Here is a 4,777-nt window from a genome sequence, read left to right as displayed (position 1 = left end):
ATGGCGCTATATGACCAGCTCAGACACCCCTTCTGGACCTCAACCAGAAGGGCTTGACCGCTCTCTAAAGCCGGTCTCGCAGATTCGACCCCCTGACCGCACTCGACGGTGCATTTCCGATCGAATGTCGCACTGCTGGTAGCGGGATCGAAATGCCTCATGATCTCGTATGACCTGCCGGCCAGTACCAACGGCGGGAGACGGGGTTGGGGTCAAGTCCAGGGACGTGGTGTACGACGTCGTCGTGTGATTCTTCGACTTGGTGGTTTAGGCGGTCAGTGCCGCCGGGGTGTCCTCCTGTTCTGTTGATGGCGTGTGGTCGGCGCGGGATTTGCTGAGGACGTCGAGGCCGAGGTAGCGGCGGGATTCGGCCCATTCGTCGTGTTGTTCGGCCAGCACCGCGCCGACGAGGCGGATTAGGGCGTTGCGGTCGGGGAAGATTCCGACGACGTCGGTGCGCCGGCGGATTTCCTTGTTGAGTCGTTCTTTTATCCGGCCCTCGGGGGCGGGTCAACCCGTCGGGGTGGGATGTTCATCGATCGAGGCGCTGGAGGTGGTCGGTAAGGGCGTGGGCGACGCGGTCGTGGCGGGCGGCTTCGTCGGTCCAGCCGCGGCACTCGGCGTCGGTTCTGAGGGCCTGGACGTCGGCGAGTTGGTCGGTGAGCGTGTCGCGGAATTCGGGGGCGGTGACGTAGTTGTCGCAGGTTTCGCAGATGTTGGCATAAGGGCACGCGCCCGCGGATTCGTGGCGAGCGCAGTATCCGTGTGCAACGCGGGTTTTCAGCATTTCACTGTGCAGCCAGCCGACCTTGTCGGGCAGGATCGGTTTGCCGACCGGGGTGAGGGTGAACTGGCGGCGCATCTTGCCCATCGCTTCGTCGTAGGCCGCGCGCAGGGTGGGCGAGGCCAGGGTGGCGTAGCGGATCGTCATTTGTGGAGTGACGTGCCCGAGTAAGGACATCAAGGCCTGCAGACTCATCCCGGCGTTGGCGAGTTCGGTGGCCCAGGTGTGGCGCAACTGATGTGGAGTGACCATCAGGACGCCGCCGTCGGGACGGTGCAACCCGGCGGATTCAGCGGCGGTGAGCAGCCCGTTGCGCAGCCGGGTGTAGCCCAGGCGGCGTCCGTGCCGGGTGAACAGAAAGTCGGTGAGCACGCCGGTGCGTGGGTGCGGCAGCGGCCGGTGCGTGCCGCGGAGGGCGACCCACTCGTCGAGCGCGGCGAGGGTCGCGGCGGAGAGCGGGACCATGCGTTCGGTGGCGAGCTTGCCCAGTGGCACCTTCAGCCAGGTTCCGGCCGGTCCGTAGTCGATGATGCTGCCCAGTTCGAGGTCGAGCAGTTCCCCGCCCGCAGGCCGGCACCACGCAGCACGGTCAGGCCGATGCGGGCGAACGGATCCTGCAGGTGGGCAACGGCGTTCATCACTGCCGCGTCCACATCGGGTGCTAGCGCGCGTGGCAACGGCTGGTCGAGTTTGGGGACGTCGGCGGCGAATACCAACCGCCGTGGTGGGGCCTGCGCCCAGCCCCAGGCGGTGATGTCGTCGAGCAGGTTGCGCAGACTGAGCACTGCCGACTGGGCCACCGCGGCCGAGACGGTGCGCCCGGCGCCCGCGGCGGCGCGCTGACCACGCCAGCCCCGGGTGCGATTCCATTTCAGGTAGCCCTCGATGCAGCTCCGGTCGAGTTCACGCAGGCTGATGACGTCGGATGGTGAGCGGTGAGGTATTCGGCGAAGGGCAGCAGGTCGTTGATCAGCGACTCGACCGATTTGGGCCGCAGCACCGCCGCGCGCACGCCGATGTAGCGCAGCAACGTCTGACGGATCGGGTCGGGCATCTCCACCTCGGTGAAGCGCTGCTCGAGGCTACGGGCCCACCGCCGGCGTTTCGGCGCGGTGTCGATGACCGCGGTCTCGAACAACAGCTGCCGCAGGCTGGCCAGCCGCCCCCTGTATGCCCGCCGCGACGATGGCGGCACCACGGTACGTGACAGCGCGGCGTCGAAGTCGTCGAGCGCGTCGCCGGTCAGGTCGGCGACCATTCCGCCGTGGTGTGCCAGCACTACCGCCAGACATTCGCCGAGGACCGTCTCGACCCAGGAACTCCTCCAGCCCAACCGAATTCCCGCATTCCGCAACGCGGCGAATCCGCTCGGATCCCGGTCCTCCACTGCGCGGCCCAGCCCGGTCAACTGTTTGACCGCGGCCAGCTCGACGTCCAGCCGTAACCGGCCGGTGCCGATCGTGTGACAGATCAGCGGCCACGCCCCGGTGTCCCGTATCTCGGCGATCCGCTCGGCTGCCGGCAGCGTCATCCAGGCGTGCAGGTCGCGGTGGCGTGCGGTGAAGTCGCGAGCGATCCGAATCCGGTCGCGTACCGCCCGCCCGCTCAAACCCAGGGTGGCGACGTGGTCGAGATAATCCGCCACCACCTCGTCGGCGCCTACGGGTTGGCCGACCAACACCGTGGTCACTGCCGGGCTCCGGCCAACGTCGCACGAGCAGCACCGTATTCGGCGGCGAGCTGCTCGATCGACAAATGCACGTAGCGGGCCGTGGTCTCCGGCGAGACATGCCCCATCAACGCCCGCAACGCCAGCAGATCGATTCCGGCCGCCGACAATTCGGTGCCGTAGGTATGCCGTAAACGGTGCGGGCGGACTCTTGTGGCGCCAGAGGTCTCCCGGTGCCGACGGAACAGGCTGCGCAGCCCGGCCTCGCTGACCGGTGCACCGGTCGTCGGGCCGCGCAGCACTACGAAGCACTGCGGCGTCGCCAACCCCGGCGGCCGCTCCCATCGCAGGTAGGCGGCGAGCTCGGTGAAGAACGCCGCATCGACCGGGACATGACGTTCCTTGCCGCCCTTGCCGATCACCCGAAGCCGGCGCCGGCCCATATCGACGTCGGCGAGCAGCAGGCCACGCGCCTCGGCCGAACGCAGCCCTCCGAGTAGCATCACCAGCACCATCGCCCGGTCCCGGTGCGTTGCCAGTGTCGCCAGGAACGCGTCGACATCGTTGGTGGACAACGATTCCGGAAGACGCTGCGGCTGACGCACCAACCTACCGCCACTGCGTGCACGCCCGGGACCCAGATGACCGAGCAACCCCCGCTGCGACTGGCGCAGCCCCTGTCCCCGCCGCGGCGACGGCACCGGATTGTCGGTGCAGACACCGGTCATCACCAGATACTCGAATAACGCGCGCACTGCCGCGACCCGGCGGTTCACCGTCGAAGCTGCCGGCGGGGTCGACGAGCGGTGACCGCCGGTGGGCTGGTCCGTTCGGCGGACGCCTTGCCAGTCGATCCAGTCGAACACCAACGGCGCATCGACCGCGGCGAGCCCGACCGCTTGCTGGACGAGGAACCGGCTCAAATTGGCGACGTCGAATGCGTAGGCCCGCACCGTGGCCGCGCTGAACCCCCGTCCCGCCAAATGGTTGAGAAACGCGTTCACCGCGTCCTGCCCGTCCCAGTCGCCCTCCAGGACATATCCGCTGTCGCTCTTGAGTACCCGCATCGCCGCTCCGCCTTCCCCCACCGAGATGCAGACAGCATCCATCCGTGCTCAGCGCTTGTGCGTGAACCTCACGCTGCAGCCCGAACCGTGTCCCCGGAGAGCCGGTTAACGGATAGTGGGTTGTTGGACCAGATCTGCCGCCAAATTTGTTTGGGGAAGGCGGTGAAGGCGAGCAGGTCGGCGCGGGCGTCTTCGAGGTGGTCGGCGACCTTGGGGAGCTTGTCGGCCAGTGCGTCGATGATGCGGTCATATTGGGCTGCAACGGAACCGGCGTCAGGTTGATCGAAGACCGAATGCAGTAGTGTGCGTACCCACGGCCACGATGATTTCGGAGTGATGGCCATCAGGTTGGTGGCGTAGTGGGTGCGACACCGTTGCCACGATGCCCCAGGCAGGGTGGCGCCGATCGCGGCCACCAGACCGGCGTGGGCGTCGGAAGTGACCAGACGGACCCCTGATAGGCCGCGGGCGGTCAGCGACCGCAGGAAGGTCAGCCAGCCGGCCCCGTCCTCGGCGGTGGTGACGTCGATGCCCAGGATTTCGCGGTAGCCCTCGGCGTTGACCCCGGTGGCGATCAGCGCGTGCACGTTGACCACCCGGCCTGCTTCGCGAACCTTGAGCACCAGGGCGTCAGCAGCCATGAACGTGTACGGGCCTGCATCCAGTGGCCGGGTCCGGAACGCCTCGACCGCGGCGTCGAGCTCTTTGGCCATCACGCTGACCTGGGACTTCGACAAGCTGGTGATGCCCAGAGTCTCGACGAGTTTGTCCATCCGCCGCGTCGAAACGCCCAGCAGGTAGCAGGTAGCCACCACCGTGGTCAGGGCCCGCTCGGCGCGTTTGCGCCGTTCCAGCAGCCAGTCCGGGAAGTACGAACCTTGCCTTAGCTTGGGAATCGCCAGATCCAATGTGCCTGCGCGGGTGTCAAACTCGCGGTGCCGATACCCGTTGCGGGAATTGGTGCGCTCGCTGCTGCGCTGGCCGTAGCCGGCACCGCACACCGCGTCGGCTTCGGCGCCCATCAGGGCGTGAATGAAGGCGGCCAACAACTCGCGCAGCACATCAGGGTGCGTGGTGGTGAGTCGTTCGGCCAGCACGGCAGACAGGTCGATATCGTGGGCAATGGTCATCGCGTTGATTCCTTTGCTCGAGTGACTTTGGTCGGTCCCTCGAAGAATCACGCGATGACCTTCATTCATCCGGCTACGACACGCCGGTCATCACCGGCTCGTACACCACTCTGCTGGACGCAACTGG

General features: G+C 66.9%; 1 protein-coding gene and 3 pseudogenes. All 4 read right to left on the bottom strand.

Translation table 11 applies throughout. The annotated features are described in order from the left end of the window. Positions 1–267: 267 nt before the first annotated feature. Positions 268–486: pseudogene (locus tag NF20_RS26755) on the bottom strand (transposase); the annotation flags it as partial. Between the two features lie 46 nt (positions 487–532). Continuing rightward, a pseudogene (locus tag NF20_RS28775) lies at positions 533–2,474 on the bottom strand (tyrosine-type recombinase/integrase). Beyond that, positions 2,471–3,520 (bottom strand): tyrosine-type recombinase/integrase, encoded by a 1,050-nt coding sequence (locus tag NF20_RS20760; protein ID WP_007172498.1) that lies wholly within the window; start codon positions 3,518–3,520, stop codon positions 2,471–2,473. The pseudogene NF20_RS28775 and the gene NF20_RS20760 overlap by 4 nt, the downstream one beginning before the upstream one ends. Before the next feature lie 116 nt (positions 3,521–3,636). Next, positions 3,637–4,650 (bottom strand): annotated as a pseudogene (locus tag NF20_RS20755) (IS256 family transposase); the annotation flags it as partial. Between the last annotated feature and the right edge of the window lie 127 nt (positions 4,651–4,777).

The organism is Mycobacterium sp. MAC_080597_8934 (assembly GCF_000523975.1).
Taxonomy (GTDB): domain Bacteria; phylum Actinomycetota; class Actinomycetes; order Mycobacteriales; family Mycobacteriaceae; genus Mycobacterium; species Mycobacterium avium.
This window is presented reverse-complemented; position numbering and strand designations above follow the sequence as displayed.